Source organism: Proteus sp. fly-1013 (assembly GCF_040140245.1).
GTDB lineage: Bacteria > Pseudomonadota > Gammaproteobacteria > Enterobacterales > Enterobacteriaceae > Proteus > Proteus mirabilis_B.
In genome coordinates this window covers 326,457-345,160 of sequence record NZ_JBEEWD010000002.1, presented here as the reverse complement: position 1 = coordinate 345,160, position 18,704 = coordinate 326,457, and the positions used below count along the sequence as shown (strand labels likewise).

Here is an 18,704-nt window from a genome sequence, read left to right as displayed (position 1 = left end):
TAAAAAATTTAATCAGCTACGTCAAAATATTCGACCTAGTTTTTAACTGTTTGATTTAGATTCTGTTTATCTACATATCTAAACTCGGGAGCGAGTTGGCTAATGCCTAAGCCTCCAGCTTTCTTCACTTTAATTTGCACAGGAATGCGCTCTTTCATGGCTTCTACGTGGCTAATCACACCAATAATTTTGCCGGATGCATTAAGGCTATCGAGCGCATCTAATGCAATATCTAAGGTATCAGGATCTAATGTCCCAAAGCCTTCATCTAGAAATAGTGATTCGATTTGAGTCTTGTTACTGACTAAATCCGAAAGCGCTAAAGCGAGTGATAAACTGACTAAGAAGCTTTCGCCACCAGACAGCGTGCGAGTATCCCGCAGTGCATCTGCTTGCCATGTATCTGCAATCTGTAATTCAAGACTTGCCGGTGTTTTACGCTGTAAGAAATAACGCCCATGAAGCTTTTCTAAACGGCGGTTAGCTAAATAAATCAGATGATCAAGCGTTAATCCTTGGGCGAAACGGCTGAACTTATCTCCTGATGCAGATCCCACTAATTCGTTTAAATAACTCCAATCATCAAACTGAGATTGTTGTTTGGCAATATGAGTCAGTAGATCCTGTTGCTCTTTACGCTTTTCTTCGTCAGTACGCAGTTGCTCTTGAATGCGAAATTTCGTTTCTTGTAATTGAGTAAATTGTGTTTCTAACACCAATAACTGATTGGTAATTTGTTCGAGATCCTGTTGTGTTGCCAATATTGGCTGTTGTGATAAGTGCTGTTGATATGCGTTTTCTTGTGTATCCAAACGCGTTTTTTCCTGCAATAGCTTATCAAGTCGTTGTTTTTGCTGCTCTTGTAAACGATTTCTTTCTTCAACCGATAGCAATGAAGCTAAAAACGCGTTTTCATCAGCAAATGGGCTGCTTTTTAATCTATTTTGATATTGTTCAAGGATATCTTGTGAGTGAACATGAAGCCGTTGTAGTGATTTTTCGTTTTCCTGATATTGACCAATAAGCTGATTTAAACGGATTTCGAGTCGGTTTTTTTCTTCGCTATATTGCTCAATTTGTTTTTGTAACAACTGACTTTGTTTATCCAACTCATTGCGTGCATCTTCGGTGGTTTGTGTGCCGAATAAAGCTTGGCGTTGTGCTTTTAGCTGTTCTTGTTGCTGATGCAGCTGTTGTAAATGAGCTAAAACAGCATCAAGTTCTTTTTGCGTTCCAGATAAATAGCGTTTTTTCTCTTCTTGAGTTAATGACAATTCACGAATTTTTTGTTGCAATTCGTGATGTGTTTTTAATGTTGATTGATATTGTTGGCTCTCTTCTTTACGGGCATTAAGCCATTGAATTTTATCTTCAAATATCTGTAATTCATAACCTTGCTGTTTAACAAGTGATTGAATATCTTGTGCCAACTGGGTTTGTTGTTGAAGATATTGCGCTGTTTGTTGTTGTTTATTGGAAACTTCTTTTTGTTGCTGAGTTAATTCATTTTGTTGATGAAGAATGGCTTGCTGTTGCTGATAAAATTGTTCTTTGTTATCAGATAACAGTTTGTATTCTTGTTGAGTTTTGGCATCTAATGCTTGGTAACTTACTCGTTTTTGTGTCAGTAAATTATCTTCTTTTTCAAGTGCTGCATCTAATTGAGTTAAAGTAGTTTCTTCGCAGTCAACATCTGGTAATGCGTGAGAGTGAGCTAAAACTTTCCATTGCTGTTTTAATGACGCAATATCTTGTGTTAGTTGCTCAAGGTCGCTACTTAATTTTTCATTTTGAGCTTGATAATTAGCACACTGTGTTTTTTGTTCCACTAACTCTATGGTTAATGTATTAACTTGTTGCGTTAAAATATCTAATCGTGTTTTTGTTTCATCTGGTTTAATTTCTTTATATTTTTCAACATAAGGATGTTCAGTAGAGCCACAAACAGGACAGGGATTATCTTTAACTAAACGTTGTCTTTCTTCTTCGTATTCGGCTAATTTTCTTATTAAAAGATAATTGTCATTTAAGTCTTTAAGATGTTGCTTTTTCTCTTTTAAAACGATGTCGTTTTTGCTGATATTTTCAGTCAGCGAGGCTATTTTTTGCAGGTTTTCTGAATGGCTTTTTTGGTACTGATGTTCAGTTTTTAGAGCATGCTGTAATTGAGCTTGTAATCCCATCAATTTCGCGAGCGCATTTCTTTGCTGAGAAATTTGTTGCAAGCGATGAGGAATATCTGCAATTGCATCTACTTTATTTTGTTGCTCAAGTTGTGTTTGTAATTCGCTTAATCGTTGTTGCTGTAAATTAAGGTTGTGTTGTTGTGCCTCTAGTGTGTGCGTTGTTTTTTCGAGGGCAAGTTTAAGTAATTGCTCTTTTTCTCGTTCTGCCTTTTCACTTTTCTGGCTAATTAGATATTTTTCTGTAATTTCATCATATTGTTCAAAATAGCGTTGCCATAAAGGTAAATTCTCAGCAAGTTGAGCATAAGCTGTATGCTGATTTAAATATTCATTTAATTCATTAAATTGCTTTTGTGAGTCAGTTAATTGGGCTTCTGTTAATCGTATTTTTTCCAGATATTCTAACTGTGTTTTTTCCAGCGTATTCTTTTGTTGTGTTTTTGCTGAAATATCTTGTTGTAACAAGACTAACTGATTATCTAATGGCGTCACTTCTTCACGAATAAGTCGTAATATTTGCTGTTTTTTCTCATCGTGTTGTTTAAATGCGTCACGAGCCTCCATTAAATGCTGATTAATTGGTTGGCTTTGTTGTTCAATAAGCTGTTTTTCTGTTTTCAGTGTTGAGAGTTGTGACTCAATATAGGTTTGTTCTTTTAATAGACGATTTTTTTCATCATAAATCGGACGAATTTTTTCTGCGGGTTCGCTATTTTCAAGACGTCGAATATCGGGCTTGGCAGCAACTAAAGCTTCTTGTGCTAAGTTAACTCCATTTTGTGCTAATAGCTTGTTTTTATTGATTTCAATATCTTTTTCTTGCCACTGCTTTGCTGCTTGATATTCCTGTTGTTCTTTTTGTAATAGGCTCTCTTTGGCAAAAAGATCAGTTTGCTCAGTTAATAAAGCTTGGCGAGCATTCTCATCTAATAACGCCATCATTTCGGCTTGCTGCTTTAGTGTTTTTAAGGCTTGTTCTTCTTCACGCCAATGTTTAAAGATAGATTGGGAAATATGGCGATAAATATCTGTGCCAGTCAGTTCTTCGAGTAATTCAGCGCGAGATTTATCATCTGCATTTAAAAAGGCGGCAAATTGCCCCTGAGAAAGCAACATAGACTTAGTGAAACGATCAAAATCAAGCCCTGTAATATTAATGATCATCTCTTTTACTTGGCTTATTTTGCTGGCTAATATTTTGTCTTCACCTCCCGTTGTATTTATTTTAACGAGTTCAGCCTGTGGTGCTTGAAGATTACCATCTTCTTTATAATTAGCTCGACGTTGTTCCCAAAATGCTCGATAAGCTACCCCTTTGACTTCAAATTCAACTTCGGTCAAGCACTCTGCGGTATGACGTGTCATTAATTCATTTTGTGATTGTGTGACTTTATCTAATCGTGGAGTTCGATGATAAAGCGCCAAACTAATTGCGTCTAATAGTGTGGTTTTTCCTGCACCCGTAGGGCCCGTGATAGCAAATAATCCGTTGCTAATAAAAGGTTCTTGGTTGAAGTTAATTTTCCACTCACCTTTTAAAGAGTTAATGTTTTTAAATCGCAGACTTAAGATTTTCATTATGCTTCGTTATCCTCTTGTTCTGCCATTTCAACTGCTTGTTTAAATAATGTTGTTAACCGTGTTTTAGTTTCTTCTGAATCAAACTCATGCTGTTCTAAGCGTCTTTCAAAAACATCATAAACAGTTAATTCGGTCAGTATTTCTTTCTCATTTTGTGTGAATGCTTGGCGCTGTTTTCTGGCTCTTCTTAATAAGATCACCTCAAAAAGTGGTTCATTAGTTAGCTCTTGAACACGGGTTTGTATATCACTGAGATAATCTTGTGTTGAAACTTCGATATCCAACCAAATAGTCGTATCTGTTTCACCGTATTGTTTTTTTAAATCATCAAGTTGTATAGCTATCTCTTTTAATGAGCCACTAATAGTGCGTAATAATTGAAATTCAGGAATAGGTAATAGTGTGAGGTTAGTTAATTTGTCTTGCTCAAAATCGATAAGGCAGACGCTTTTTTGTTGTCCACTTTCATCAAAACTTAAAGGAATAGGAGAGCCACTATAACGAATATGACCTGATTTATTCACTACTTGAGGGCGGTGAATATGACCAAGAGCAATATAGTCAAATTCAGGAAATAGCGTTGCAGAGAAAGCCTCTAAAGTACCGATATAAATTTCACGTACAGAGTCCGTTACACTTGCGCCAATGGTTGTAAGGTGACCTGTCGCGATAATAGGAATATTGACGTTCAGCTGCTTACGTAAATCAAGAGCCTCTTGATATTGAGCTTGATAATAATCAGCAATCGCTTCTTTTAGGATATTTTGTTTTTCAGCACCTGATTGCCCACTTTTACTACTTATCATATCTCTAGGGCGTAGATAAGGGATCGCACAAAGTAATGCGCCCGGAGTATTATCTTTTTGAGGAAGAATAAGCGGGGCTTGTGGTGTTTCAGCATGAACATTGGCAATAACCGTTGTATTTAAACACGCCAATAATGATTTAGATTCATTTAGTGTCGCTACTGAATCGTGATTACCACCTAGAATGACGAGCTGGCATTGTGTATCGCGGATAGCAACAACAAAGCGGTTATACAGCTCTCGGGCATAACTGGGTGGGGAGCCAGTATCAAAAATATCTCCTGCAACAATCAATGCATCAACTTGATAATGTTTAATTTGTGCTAATAACCAATCAAGAAATTGTTGATGCTCTTGTGCGCGGGTTTTAGTAAAAAAATATTGCCCTAAATGCCAGTCTGATGTGTGAATAATCCGCATTGCTATTCCTCTTTTTTATCTGATGAAGAGTATAGCGCACCTTACTTTTTTAGTGAAAACCCAACAACAAGCCTTCTTTTTGAGTGATATTTCACCAAAAAATGATTTATTTACCTTAACAACAGGGATCTATTTCAGTAATGTTAAGGTTAGTCATAAATCTGTCATAAAACTGCATCATAATCATTTTGACCCTCTATATACATTACACAGGATAGAGTATGGCAAGGCGTATTCTTGTTGTTGAAGATGAAACCGCAATTCGAGAGATGATCTGTTTTGTTTTGGAACAAAATGGTTTTCAACCTATTGAAGCAGAAGACTATGATTCTGCATTGAGCTTTCTTATTGATCCTTATCCTGATCTGGTTTTATTAGATTGGATGATCCCCGGTGGATCAGGCTTGCAGGTAATAAAACAGATGAAGCGGGAAAGTAATACCCGTGATATTCCAATTATTATGCTAACGGCAAAAGGGGAAGAAGAAGATAAAGTCCAAGGGCTAGAAACGGGTGCTGATGATTACGTCATTAAGCCTTTCTCACCTAAAGAGCTTGTGGCTCGTGTGAAAGCAATTTTACGACGATTATCACCAATGTCTGCGGAAGATATTATTGAATTCAATGGATTAGGGCTTGATCCTGTTTCTCATCGAGTAACGAGTCAAGATAAACCGATTGATATGGGACCCACCGAATTTAAACTCCTGCACTTTTTTATGACACATCCTGAACGCGTGTATAGCAGAGAACAATTGCTAAACTACGTTTGGGGAACGAATGTTTATGTCGAAGACCGTACTGTTGATGTGCATATTCGTCGTTTACGTAAAGCCATCGAAGAAGATGGTCATGACAGAATGATACAGACAGTACGTGGAACGGGATATCGTTTCTCTGCCCGTTTCTAAGTCAATATGGGAGTAATCGTCAGGTGTTAGAACGACTATCGTGGAAAGCCCTCGTTTGGGGGCTATGTCTATTTTGCTTACCTGCTTTTATATTATCGCTTTTTATCGGGCATCTTCCTTGGTTGCTGGTGGTATCTCTACTCAGCGCACTTGTGTGGCATGCCTATAACTTGCTGAAATTATCTAAATGGTTATGGCTAGATCGCTCAGTACTACCTCCGGAAGGAAGAGGGGGATGGGAGCCTATTTTTTATGGTATTCGACAGACCCAACAACGTAATCGTAAACGACGCAGAGAATTAGGCGACTTAATTAAACGTTTTAGAAGTGGCGCTGAAAGCTTACCCGATGCTGTTGTGATGATGACAAATGAAGGGAATATTTTTTGGTGTAATAGTCTTGCTCAACATTTATTAGGTTTTCGCTGGCCCGAAGATAACGGGCAGAATATTTTTAACTTATTACGTTATCCTGATTTCTTACACTATTTTACCGCAGGCGACTTTAGTCGCCCTTTAACTATTTCACTTAATAATGGCTCTATTGTTGAGTTTCGAGTGATGCCATACAGCGAAGATCAACGCTTAATGGTAGCTCGTGATGTGACAGAAAAAAATAAACTAGAAAACTCACGACGTGACTTTTTTGCTAACGTTAGCCATGAATTAAGAACTCCCCTCACTGTTATTCAAGGTTATCTTGAAATGATGGAAGAAAATAGTGTTGCTAAACCCGCAGAGCATAAAGCGATAGTGACGATGCAAGAGCAAGCTAAGCGCATGGATACGCTTGTTCAACAACTCTTACAACTTTCTCGTATCGAATCTGCTCCTCATATTGATTTAAACAAGGTGGTTGATATTCCTGCCATTCTAGCTTTATTACAACAAGAAGCGGACTCATTGAGCCAAGGTCAACACCATATTATTTTTGATGTTGATGAACAGTGGGCTGTCCGTGGTAATGAAGAGCAATTGCGTAGTGCGGTTTCTAACTTAGTGTATAACGCTATTAATCACACTGAAGAAGGCACAACAATTAAAGTCAGTTGGAAGAAAATCCCTCAAGGCATGTTATTTAGTGTCTCTGATAATGGCTCGGGGATCAGCGCTGAACACTTAACTCGTTTAACAGAGCGCTTTTATCGTGTTGATAAAGCTCGCTCTCGTCATTCTGGCGGTACTGGGTTAGGTTTGGCTATTGTGAAAAAATCGCTGCTTCATCATCATTCTCAATTGAATATTGAAAGTAAAGTAGGTGTTGGAAGTACGTTCTCTTTTATCCTTCCTCAAACATTGCTTACCGCTAAAAAAGCACACTAGCAATATGTCTTTTTTAAAGCCTTTATCACTTATCTTTAATCTGTGATAAAGGTTTTCTTGTCCCTTTCTTGATCTTTTTAATATCAATAAAAACTAATATCGTAGCGTTAAATTTTAATATTATTAATTAATGGTAACTTTAAATGATGCCAATGCTCAATATTATTGGTGATAAAATGCACAAATCATATCATGTATATTCGATGATATATGACAGTTATAACTAGAGCTGAAAAATAGTTTAGATGATTATTCTGGTTTTAGGATTGGCTATTGCCTTTTTTCATTATAAAAGTTTTACTTGTGAGCAGTTATCGGCAATTTTTTCTATTTAGTACCTAATTGCTCTGCATGAAATGATTATATATGGATATTATCCTGAATAATGACGGTATGAGCTTAAATAGATGTTGTTGATTTTATGTTACGCTACTTTGGCGTAATTTAACCATTATTGTAACTACATATTAACAAAACTTATGGCACATAGATTAACTTCCAGAGATATCCTGGCATTAGGGTTTATGACATTCGCCCTATTTGTTGGCGCTGGCAACATTATTTTTCCTCCTATGGTGGGGTTACAATCAGGCGAATTTGTTTGGACTGCCGCGATTGGCTTTTTGATCACCGGCGTGGGTTTACCTGTTTTAACGGTTGTTGCACTGGCAAAAGTCGGTGGTGGTATTGAGGCATTAAGTACACCTATTGGTAAATCAATGGGATTGTTATTAGCCATTGTTGCCTATCTTGCTGTTGGACCTCTTTTTGCAACCCCTCGTACTGCAACGGTTTCTTTTAAAGTGGGTATTGCTCCTTTAGTGGGTGATACAGAGATGTCATTGCTGATTTACAGCATTGTCTATTTCTTAATTGTTATTGGTATTTCGCTTTATCCGGGGAAATTGCTAGACAGTGTTGGTCATATTCTTGCGCCGATTAAAATTCTGGCATTAGCGATATTAGGTGTGGCTGCGGTCTTTTGGCCAGCTGGTGGCGCTATTCCTGCGACTGAAGCTTATCGTGATATGGCGTTAACTCAGGGATTTATTAACGGTTACCTCACCATGGATACATTGGGCGCTATGGTTTTTGGTATTGTTATTGTTAATGCCGCTCGCTCTCGAGGTATTGATAATTCGTCACTGTTAACACGTTATACCATGTGGGCGGGAATTATTGCGGGTGTATTGTTAACTGCAATTTATTTGAGTTTATTTAAATTAGGCTCTAGCAGCGGCAGTATCATTCCGGGTGCTCAAGACGGTGCTGATATTTTACATGCCTATGTTCAGTACACTTTTGGTAATTTTGGTAGCTTCTTTTTAGCCGTACTGATTTTCTTAGCGTGTATGGTGACTGCTGTTGGTTTAACCTGTGCATGCGCAGAGTTTTTTAGCCGTTATTTACCTATCTCTTATCGTGTATTAGTGTTGATTTTAGCGATATTTTCAGCCATTGTTTCAAACTTAGGATTGAGCAAACTGATCGCGTTTTCTATTCCTGTACTGATAATGATTTATCCACCTTGTATTGTGATTATTTTAATGAGTTTCACATTACGCCTGTGGAATAATCCAAGCCGTATTATCGCGCCAGCAATGGCTGTTAGCTTATTTTTCGGTATTTTTGATGCAATAAAAGCGTCTGATTATTTGAAACATTTATTACCAGAATGGGCGACAAAACTGCCATTAAGTGAGCAAGGTTTAGCGTGGTTGATCCCAGTAATCGTGACGATTGTTGTGTGTGGTATTTACGATAGAGTCGCTGGTTCACAGAATAAAAAAGTGATCCATACTGAAGCGATTCATAAGCAATAAAATACATTGATTGCAAAAGTAAAAAGGGAAACGAAAGTTTCCCTTTTTTAATGATATCTATTTGAGGTATTAATTAACAGAGGTCGAGTTCTGTTTTCTGTGCAACAGGATGCTGATTTTCATCTAAATAGTAATGAACTCCGGCGACGATACCCTCTTCACCTTCATAGAAGATTTTAAAACGGGTACGATTGCCATCATGATAAGCAATCACAGCACTACCACCTTTTCCTAAGCAGAACTGATGGATATTACCTGTTGAGATACAAATACTGTTATCACCAGATACCGTGACTTTACAGTTATCGCCTGTATTAATTGCTACGGAGTTATTTCCAGTAACATTGATTTGCGCTAAATCACCCGTGTTGGTGACTTTTGCGCGATCTTGAGAGGCAGTAATAAAATTACGTATACCGCTATTGGCGATATGGACACCATTACCTGACGCATAAATTTTTACATCATTGCCACTATTACAAATGCGAGATCGTCCACCTAAGCTACCGATACGACACTGATTTCCTGTATTACACACTTTTCCTGCGAAACCGGTATTCATTAATTGGTTACTATAACCCGTGTTGGAAATACTGTTTTCATCACCAGAAAAAGCCACGATGTTATTATTGCCACATAAAGCGAGATCAGTGCTTAATTGCTGGCTTTTTAAGATCAATTGATGCCATTCGGTAGAAAATTGAATATTTTCAGAAGTTGGCAAAGTGTTGTGATAGGGCAGACGTTGTAATGTCACGCCTTGCTGTTGCTCATTGCCGAGCAGGAACAAGATGTTTTCCATGACTTCTTGTTCCTGTTTGGCAAAGGATGCTTCACTAAAATGACGTAAATAAATATATTGAATAAAGCTTTCTATCCACTGTGTACGGCGCTGTTTTATTAACTCACTATGAATAGCACTGTAAGTGCCTCCATCAGGAAAATAACGTAAAAACCAACGATAAAGCGAAGTTGAAACATGCAGTTGTCGTAAGTCTTCTTTTGTTAATCTAATATCTTCCTTTGAAGGGACTGACATATAAGCTCCTTAATCCATGTATTAATTAGTGTCTATGGTAACCATCAACCATACTGCGAAATGTTTGGAATGGTGTTTTTCCTGTTGTACACAGATAAAGGTGACCAATGATAAAAAAGACACTACATACAGCTAATATTTGGTGCGCGATTAATAACCAAGCTTTAAACATGACGGCATCAGCAGGAATAAATGCTGGATTTTGAAGTAAAACACCCGTTATCAAAAGCAGTGGAACTAACGCATACATCACACCTAAATAAGCCATTTGTTGTAGTGGATTAAACTTAACATTAGGTGTCGCTGGGAAGGGATGACCTTCTCCTTTGATAATACCGTAGAGATAAAAACGAGTTTGCATAAAGGCGCGTTGAAACCAGTTTTTGCCATCAATGCGGTAAAACTTGCCATTACCACCAACAAGGTTAATAAGAACAAAGGACAACCAGCAAACCAAAAGCAGATAACCACAGATTTCATGCACACTGACTAATAACGCAGTATCGTGGGCTGAAAGTAGGGCGAAATGGTTAATGCCACCACTTAGAAGTAACAGAATAAATAAAGAGGCATTACTCCAGTGCCACAAACGAACAGCTTTAGAGTAAAGATAGAGTTTCTCTTCTTTATGCGATTCACCATGAGGTGTGGCAAAGCGATAACGTAAAAAACCATGCAGTGCGAGAACAAGTAGCATGCCAATAAATAATACGCCCGCAACAATTAGCCAAAGAGGTAAATAGTCAGGTGTATAGATTAAAACATACTCTTTTAGTGCGGCTTGGAACTGAGCACTGTCTGGCATTGTATTGACGATACTCATACTTTACCCTCCTCTTGAACATGAGGCCCTACACGGCGATAGAGATGCGGTTTTCCTACACCATCAAGTTGATAAATATAGTAATCGTGTGTTTTGAGCCATTCTTGAATTTGAGGACTGTCTTCTCTACCAAATAACAAGGCATTTTGTGGACAAGCACTCACACAAATCGGTGGGAAACCTTTTTGTAATCGAGACTCAAGACAAAAGTCACATTTATCAGCAACATGTGTCACAGGGTTAAGATAGCGGACTTGGTATGGGCACGCTGATATACAATAGCTACAACCAATACATTTATCTTTATTAACACGAACAATGCCATTGGTCTCATCACGCCAAGAAGCACCCGTAGGGCAAACCGGAATACAAGGGGCATCTTCACATTGCTGGCAAGAGTGTCTAAAGAAATGGTATTTATCGTTGTCTTCTTTGAGGCTTAATGGAATATGAGCGATATCCATTCGTGCCATACCATTGGGTACTTTATTTAATCGACGACATGCAGTGGCGCAGATATTACAGCCATTACAGAGCGTCTCATCGTGGATCATGGCATAGCGGATAGGTTTTTTTTCTGCAGTTGCTGCAAGCGCACTTCCTAGTGGTGCACTGAAAAAAATGACCGATCCCATACCTGCTACAAATTTACGGCGAGAAACACGCATTATTTTTGCTCCTCAGTCTGATGATGTTGTAATACCCACATCGAATTTCGTTGATAAGGCTGAACATTAAGGGTTTTCATGTTGTTCAACCTCAATCCATTCAGTTAAGCCTCGTGCTTTGCCGTAACTCATTAACGTATTGCTAAAGAGATAAGGGGCATCGTTGGATGCTAAAACTTGCTGAATATCCTGAAAATCAGGGTGAGTTTTCATCAGTGTCAGTGCATCTTCAATCTCTGAAGCCGTGTACTTAAAGGGTTCAGACATCAACATGCTTTGTTTCAATGGTCGAGGATAGGTTTCGCATTCAAAACGAACCACACCTGCAATTGCCGTACAAATATCTGCATGGCGGTTTAATAATTGCAGTTGTGCGAAGTTATCTGACATAAATTCATCAGAGTAATAATAATCCTCGCCATTGAGACTTAAATGGGCGATATCAATAAACTCGTCGCTCTTTAACGCGGTTTCTAACTGCGCAATGTCCTCTTCAGTCAGAGAATAGGGCGCATCATACAGCGTTGAAATTGCTAATAGTTCACCTTCTTTTGAACATTGACGTATCGCATTCGCTAGATGTTGTTCGGCAGATAATTCTGCTACTTCTTCCGCAACGGGTTCTTCTGCGATATCTGTTGAGGTGTTAGCACTACGTCCAACACCTGTTTCTGATAGTGGCAGTAACCAACGGCGACGAGAGATATCAGGTTGCTCTAAAGCAATATCTGTATCATCAGCGATATCTTGTGGTATAGAAGCCGATGCATTTTGTTCTATCATCATGATCTCCTTCTTTTACCTATTAACTTGGTAATAAACCACGAGACGCTAAATCGTCTGCAACATCTTGTAATCCAAGGCGAACTAAAGTTTCTTTTGTTGGGCAACCTAACTGTGGATCCCAGCCCATTTCTTCATAGAACATGGTAAGAGAAAGCTGCATATCGACTCTGTCCATTTTGTCTGTGCCTTCAGTAAAGACTGGAATATCAGGATCTTTATCGAATACCCATGAACAGATTTGGTCATGCTCATTACGCATATCCATGGTGTTCATTAATTTAACGGTATAAGCGCGGTGTAAAGTGAAGATACGCTCTGAGGCTAAATCCAGATCTTTAGACGTGGTTGGTTCGCCTGTGATAGCGGTAAAGAATTTGGCTTCCATTTCTAAGTCACCACGATAATTACGGCTCTTATGAGGAGAAACCGTCATTGGCCATACCCAGTTACATAAGGTGACCGCATCGTGTAAGCAACTACGTAAAATTGTCCACTTGGTATAAGCAATTTTGGCTTTATTGATTGGTGTATAGTTTTTGGTTTCATCAAAAGCATCACCAGAGCCAAATAGCTCACCTGCAATCTCTTTTTGTAGTTTTAGAGGTAAACCACTACCGATATAGTTGATATGTGTATGTGTCATTGCATCGCGGTTAAACATACAGTTAACGATAGAACCCACTTGAGCCGATGCTTCATTCGCGTGGTGAATTGGGAAGCCCATTGGTGACCAGAGTTTATTTTTCTTATCAGCCCAATACTCTTCACCTAAATTCCAGCGTTGTGCAATTAGGTAAGAGCCATCAGCAAGGTGGCTAAATTCACCTTTGCGATGCGCTAAACGATAGTAGAACTCTTTGATAAATTCAGGGTTACCTTCTTCCAGTTTATCCCATGGGATTTCATTGTATTCGGCTTCTGGTAATACACGTTTAAAGACACCGTGGGTATAACAATACGTGAAGTCGCGATGAAGCTGACCGTAGTTACACCAAAGCCCCATATCATCAAAAATATTCAGACCCACTAAGTTACCAACAACGTTACCATCCCCTTTTTTCTCAACATCTTTAGGACCATTAGGGAAAATGGTTGTGTGAACGAAGTTAGCAACACAAGTGTTACCACCTGTTTGTGGTACACCAAATTTTTTTGCTTGTGGAACATTGAGTTGAGCCATACAACGGATAGGGCAAGAGTGACAACCACCCATTTTCACGGTGTATTCTTCTGCTTCTGGACCTAAGTCAAAGGTTGATTTCATTGTTCTGAAACCAACAGTATTGATATCACCTGGAGGGATTTCACCTGTTTCAATTGGACCACCTTCAGCTGCTCCCCAATACAGACCTTTACGTGCAGTCCAACGAGAGCCTGGGTGTGAATATTCTGCCCATGATTGTGGTGTACTTGGTACAACGTGGTTGTTATTAGAGCCAATTAGTTGAGTCATCATATAGTCGTTAAGTTCTTTTAACGCTTTTCGGTCAGCAACGTTAACCCCACGGCTACCTTCGACAACAATGGCTTTTAATTTTTTAGAACCTAAAACTGCACCAACACCAGCACCACCACTGTGGTTACGGCTATTAATAATGCCAGATAAAGGTACGAGGTTTTCACCAGCAGGACCAATGGTAGCAACACAAGCTTCAGGACTTGTTTGAGCACATAACTCTTCTGTGGTTTGACGAACACCTTTCCCCCATAAGAAGGAGGCATCTTCAATAGAAACTTGGTCATCATCAATATGGATCCAAACAGGCTTATCTGATTTACCTTCAATAATCAGAGAGTCATAGCCTGCAAACTTCATCCATGCTGCAAAAAATCCACCCATATGAGCATCAACGACAAGATTGCCACGAGTAAAGGTGGAAAGAGAGGTGATATTGACGCGAGAGCTACAAGGTGCGCCCGATCCAGTTAAAGGTCCTACAGCGAAGACAACTTTGTTTTCTTCATCAAAAGGTTTAACGCCGGGAGCAACCTCTTCGTACATAATTTTGTAGCCAAAGCCCATACCACCAATCAAAAATTTATACTTGCTTGAGCTTTCACGAGTGATGGCACCGGTAGTTAAGTTGATTCTTAGAATATTTCCAGTCCAGCCGTTAGTCATAATATTGCTTCCTAATCTAAATGTGGTTCAGTGATGTGATTGTCTGGATTTATTAAACAGTAATTTCTTTCCATTCAATGATTTGCAGAGCACCTGTTGGGCACGCTGATGCACACTCACCACATAAATTACATTTGCCGGATTTTTTAGTTTGTGGATTGACAGTTGCCATCATCCACGGACAAGCTGTTGTACAGGCGGCACAACCAATACAACGACGTGTATCAACGACAATACAGCCAAACTCTTCTTGATAACGGATAGCTTTTACTGGGCAGACCTTCATACATTCAGGATCTTTACATTGGCGGCATGTATCTGTTGTAAAGTTTAAATCGCCATAAAGTCCACCACCGGAGCCAATGCCTTTATCACCAAAATAAAAATGACGATGGATTTTGGTGCGTGAGAAGAAGGAACCTACGCTTCCATCATTCCATGTTGTACATGCTGTTTCGCAGCGGTGGCATCCTGTGCAACGCGCTCTATTTGTGACTAAAACACCTTTAGGTGTTGTGGTTAATTGAATTATTCCGCTATCTATTTCTTCTTGCTTACAACCTAAAAGAGAAAGCAATGCGGGTGCTATTGTGATCCCTGCAAGACCTTTACCGGATATTCGCAGAAACTCTAGTCTTGATAGCCCAATATCTAATATTGGACGATGATGTGTATCAGACATTAATATTTATCTCCGCTTAACTAATTTATATAAGAAATAAGTTGTGACGATAAATTCTTTATTTATCCGCTTGCTTTACCGTTATATAAAAAATATAATAACGGTATCGTTAGAAGATATATTATAAGATTCAACTATTTTTATGATAAAAATACACTGTAATGAAATGTTAAATATTTGTATTTACAATGTGTTATCTCCACTTTTTGCATATTTTTATTATCCTCTTTGATAGTGTGGGTATTAAAAAATTTATACTGTGACAATTATCATAGAAATAAAAATAATCAGTGCTATTAATTTAGTTTAATTAAATGATTATTGTTTTTATCTGTAATTAAGAAAGAGAATAAATACCATTCATATATATTCTGTTATTGAAATTAAATTAAAGGTGATTTGCTCTTATATTCTATCTAATATTATTGTTTTAATAATAATTTGATATTCAATATTAAATATATATCTAATCAAAAATAGATATTGATTATTATTAATAGAATTAAATATGAATAAATTGTAAAACCATGACTAGATCATTTTTATAAAAAAAGAAACCTTATCTAATAGAGAGAAGGTTTCTTTTGTTTGTTTGTTTTATTTGATGCCTTTATTGCTAGTAACCTACGGCTTTACCTGCTGGGCGGCGAACATCATTTGATCCATAAAGATAACCTTCACGGACTGCACCAGAAACAGCGGAATCATTACCTGATGATGCTGGGATCACACCTTCTTCTCCTGAGAGTCCGACCATAATAAGTTCAGCCGCTCCCCATGGAGTCTGTTCTACCATTTTATATCCCATGGCAGAGAGTTTTTCTAAAGTGTCTTTTGATAATCCTCGTTGCTCATAATAAACCTCATCCGGTAACCATTGATGGTGAATACGAGGGCTATTAACCGCTTCTTGCGGTGGCATACCAAATTCAATAATATTCAGTGCTGTTTGTAAGGTAATTGAGATAATGCGAGAACCTCCCGGTGATCCTAAAATAAGGAAAGGTTTACCTTCCTTAGTCACAATCGTTGGGCTCATTGATGATAATGGGCGTTTCAATGGTGCAATACTATTACGCTCACCTTGTACTAAACCATATAGGTTTTTTTCGCCGACTTTGGTTGTAAAATCATCCATCTCGTTGTTGAGGAAAAATCCAGTTCCCGGTGCGATGACTACGGCACCGAAACGACCATTTATAGTATAAGTGGTTGAAACAGCGTTACCATTTTTATCTATAACTGAGTAGTGTGTTGTTTCAGGGCTTTCATGAGGAGCGATACCGGGTTGTACATTTTCTGATGGCGTGGCTTCATTCGGTTTGATTTGTTGGCGTATTTCTGTGGCATAAGCTTTATTTAATAACTTTTCCGTAGGGTTTTTAATAAATTGGGGATCACCAAGAAACGTATTTCTGTCCATATAAGCATGACGCATTGCTTCTGTTAAAGTATGAACATATTCAGCTGAATTAAAGCCCATCGATTTAAGATCGTAACCTTCCAAAATATTTAGCGTTTGGCAGATAGTGACTCCACCTGAACTTGGAGGCGGTGCAGAAATAAACTCATAGCCTCGGTAAGTACAGGTGATAGGTTTGGTTTCTGTAATAGTAAAATTAGCAAAATCTTCTTGAGTTAACAGGCCATTATGCTGTTTCGAAGCTTCTTCAACTTTTTTAGGGATCTCTCCTTGGTAAAATGCATCAGAACCTTGGCTTGCGATGAGTTCCAATGTATTAGCTAAATCAGTCTGAATTAGGCGATCACCGGGTTGCCATGGTGTTCCACCTGGTTTTAAGAAAATTTTTGCAGACTCAGGATCTTGTTTAAAACGCTCTGTTGTCGTTTCTAACACATCAGTATCAGCGCGGGTTAAAATATATCCCTCTCTTGCAAGCTTAATTGCAGGCGCCATGACATCTTGGCGTGAAAGCGTACCGTATTTCTCTAATGCTGAATTCAATCCTTTTACTGTGCCGGGTACTCCTGAAGCAAGATAACCATATAGGCTGGCATCTTTAATCAAATTTCCATCTTTATCTAAATACATATTCTTAGAAGAAGAAGAGGGAGCAGTTTCCCTAAAATTGATAAAAGTATTTGTGCCATCAGCAAGGTGTATAGTCATAAAACCACCGCCACCAATATTACCACAGCAAGCATTTACGACAGCTTGTGCATAACCGACGGCAACGGCAGCATCAATCGCGTTACCCCCTTTTTGTAAAATGTCATTCCCGACTTGAGATGCGAGGTGTTGAGAGGAGACAACCATACCGTGTTGTGCTTCAACAGCGGGTTCATAGGCTGCATAAAGTGAATGTGAGAAAAGGGTAGTGAGTAATAGCAGGTGAGTTTTTTTTATCGTAATCATTATTATCTCCATTAATAACAGGGAGTTATTTTGAATAGATACAAATATAGAGTTTTACGCTGTTATTAATATGAATTAACAATTGCGTAACAATAAGTATAGAGAGAGGTTATTGGTGATGAGAATTTTTTTTGATGTGATGATCACAAAATTATCTTTAAGCAGATAAACAATAAGCTTATGTATAACTAATAACAGTAATAAATAGAGTTGATAAAAAATGAAAAGATAAGTGTGGAATAAATAAAAAAAGCCTGTTTTCACAGGCTTTTAAAAATGCGTTAGCTTACTGAACTATTACAGTTTGCCAGAGTTTGCTTTCAGGTATTTAGCAACGCCGTCTGGAGATGCGCCCATACCTTCTTGACCTTTTTCCCACTGTGCAGGACAAACTTCGCCGTGCTCTTCGTGGAATTGCAGTGCATCAACCATACGGATCATTTCGTCGATATTACGACCTAAAGGCAGATCGTTAACGACTTGGTGACGAACAACGCCTTCTTTGTCAATCAGGAATGAACCACGCAGCGCAACGCCTGCTTCTGGATGTTCGATGCCGTAAGCTTTGATAATGTCGTGTTTGATATCAGCAACCATTGGGTATTTAACTTCACCAATACCGCCATCATCAATTGGCGTTTTACGCCATGCGTTATGAACAAATTCTGAGTCCATAGAAACGCCGATGATTTCAACACCACGTTTTTTGAATTCTTCAAAACGGTGATCGAATGCAATCAGCTCTGAAGGGCAAACGAAAGTGAAATCCATTGGCCAGAAGAAAATAACGGCAGGTTTGCCTTTGATAAATGAATGCAGGTTGAAATCATTAACAATCTCACCATTACCTAAAACGGCAGCAGCTGTGAAATCAGGGGCTTTGCGAGTAACCAGAACCATAATGTACTCCTGTAAATTGAAAGAGTTTATACTCGTCATATTTCAAGTTGTAGCGTTGTTGACTGTGTTCATTCGCACTAGTCACATACTTTTGTATGCTCCTAGCGACTCATTCACTTGTCGCCTAGCTACACCTCGAACTATTTAGAGTAAATTCAGAGCGTATACCCTGTTTATACTTGTCATATTTCAAGTTGTAGCGTTGTTGACTGTGTTCATTCGCACTAGTCACATACTTTTGTATGCTCCTAGCGACTC

The 18,704-nt window shown here is 38.5% G+C and carries 13 protein-coding genes; 3 read left to right on the top strand and 10 right to left on the bottom strand.

Translation table 11 applies throughout. From position 1 onward, the window contains the following. Positions 1-35 precede the first annotated feature (35 nt). Both ABN236_RS05470 and sbcD read right to left on the bottom strand, forming a co-directional pair. A complete protein-coding gene (locus ABN236_RS05470; RefSeq protein ID WP_349473535.1) occupies positions 36-3,764 on the bottom strand; it encodes an AAA family ATPase in 3,729 nt (1,242 codons plus the stop codon). Beyond that, a complete protein-coding gene (gene sbcD, locus ABN236_RS05465; RefSeq protein WP_349473534.1) occupies positions 3,764-4,993 on the bottom strand; it encodes an exonuclease subunit SbcD in 1,230 nt (409 codons plus the stop codon). The genes ABN236_RS05470 and sbcD overlap by 1 nt, the downstream gene beginning before the upstream one ends. A 221-nt stretch (positions 4,994-5,214) precedes the next feature. On the opposite strand from sbcD, the gene phoB reads away from it, so the two are divergent. From phoB to brnQ, 3 genes are all read left to right on the top strand, one after another. Next, the gene (gene phoB / locus ABN236_RS05460; protein WP_023580900.1) at positions 5,215-5,904 is read left to right on the top strand and encodes a phosphate regulon transcriptional regulator PhoB; all 690 of its coding nucleotides are present in this window, start codon (positions 5,215-5,217) and stop codon (positions 5,902-5,904) included. A 23-nt stretch (positions 5,905-5,927) separates the two neighbouring features. Next, positions 5,928-7,226 (top strand): phosphate regulon sensor histidine kinase PhoR, encoded by a 1,299-nt coding sequence (gene phoR, locus ABN236_RS05455; protein WP_349473533.1) that lies wholly within the window; start codon positions 5,928-5,930, stop codon positions 7,224-7,226. A 479-nt stretch (positions 7,227-7,705) separates the two neighbouring features. Further along, positions 7,706-9,049: a branched-chain amino acid transport system II carrier protein gene (gene brnQ, locus ABN236_RS05450; protein WP_349473532.1), complete on the top strand. Its 1,344-nt coding sequence runs from the start codon at positions 7,706-7,708 to the stop codon at positions 9,047-9,049. A 73-nt stretch (positions 9,050-9,122) separates the two neighbouring features. On the opposite strand, the gene ydhT is transcribed toward brnQ, so the two are convergent. From ydhT to ABN236_RS05410, 8 genes are all read right to left on the bottom strand, one after another. Then, a complete protein-coding gene (ydhT, locus tag ABN236_RS05445; RefSeq protein WP_349473531.1) occupies positions 9,123-10,088 on the bottom strand; it encodes a protein YdhT in 966 nt (321 codons plus the stop codon). Positions 10,089-10,113: 25 nt separating this feature from the next. After that, positions 10,114-10,911, bottom strand: coding sequence for a thiosulfate reductase cytochrome B subunit (gene phsC, locus ABN236_RS05440; RefSeq protein ID WP_088493716.1), 798 nt, complete (start codon positions 10,909-10,911; stop codon positions 10,114-10,116). Further along, positions 10,908-11,579 carry a 4Fe-4S dicluster domain-containing protein gene (locus tag ABN236_RS05435; RefSeq protein ID WP_088493715.1) on the bottom strand — a complete coding sequence of 224 codons (672 nt, stop codon included), beginning with the start codon at positions 11,577-11,579 and terminating at the stop codon, positions 10,908-10,910. The genes phsC and ABN236_RS05435 overlap by 4 nt, the downstream gene beginning before the upstream one ends. Before the next feature lie 66 nt (positions 11,580-11,645). Further along, positions 11,646-12,365 (bottom strand): YdhW family putative oxidoreductase system protein, encoded by a 720-nt coding sequence (locus tag ABN236_RS05430; protein WP_194951848.1) that lies wholly within the window; start codon positions 12,363-12,365, stop codon positions 11,646-11,648. Positions 12,366-12,384: 19 nt separating this feature from the next. Beyond that, entirely contained in the window at positions 12,385-14,487 is a 2,103-nt protein-coding gene (locus ABN236_RS05425; protein WP_194951849.1) for an aldehyde ferredoxin oxidoreductase, read from the bottom strand. A gap of 52 nt (positions 14,488-14,539) precedes the next feature. Further along, on the bottom strand, positions 14,540-15,169 hold the full coding sequence (locus tag ABN236_RS05420) for a ferredoxin-like protein (protein ID WP_006535141.1): 630 nt from the start codon (positions 15,167-15,169) through the stop codon (positions 14,540-14,542). Between the two features lie 616 nt (positions 15,170-15,785). Beyond that, a complete protein-coding gene (gene ggt / locus ABN236_RS05415; RefSeq protein WP_349473530.1) occupies positions 15,786-17,546 on the bottom strand; it encodes a gamma-glutamyltransferase in 1,761 nt (586 codons plus the stop codon). Positions 17,547-17,843: 297 nt separating this feature from the next. Continuing rightward, positions 17,844-18,446 carry a peroxiredoxin C gene (locus ABN236_RS05410; RefSeq protein ID WP_072069413.1) on the bottom strand — a complete coding sequence of 201 codons (603 nt, stop codon included), beginning with the start codon at positions 18,444-18,446 and terminating at the stop codon, positions 17,844-17,846. Positions 18,447-18,704: the final 258 nt, after the last annotated feature.